This window comes from Salmonella sp. SAL4457 (assembly GCF_046548235.1).
Taxonomy (GTDB): domain Bacteria; phylum Pseudomonadota; class Gammaproteobacteria; order Enterobacterales; family Enterobacteriaceae; genus Salmonella; species Salmonella enterica.
This window is the reverse complement of sequence record NZ_JBGDZO010001519.1, coordinates 1-228: the sequence shown is the minus strand read 5'-3', so window position 1 is coordinate 228 and position 228 is coordinate 1. Positions and strand designations below refer to the sequence as shown.

Below are 228 nucleotides of genomic sequence, written 5' to 3'. Positions count from 1 at the left end.
CCGTCTACCTGACCGTCCGCCAGAATCCCTGGTGCTGGCCTATCGGCCTGGTGATGGTGGCGCTCTACGCCTGGATATTCTTCGAGGTGAAGCTTTATTCGGACATGCTCCTGCAAATGGTCTACGCGGCGCTACAGCTCTATGGCTGGTGGCAGTGGACCCGCGGCGGGCAGGACCACGACGGCCGCTCGGTGAGCCGCCTGAACGCCGCGCAGCGCCTCTACGGGC

Annotated in this window: 1 protein-coding gene; it reads left to right on the top strand. The window is 64.9% G+C overall.

Translation table 11 applies throughout. The annotated features are described in order from the left end of the window. The coding region (locus tag ACLJNW_RS29275) for a nicotinamide riboside transporter PnuC (protein ID WP_410962179.1) at positions 1-228 on the top strand (228 nt) is incomplete at both ends.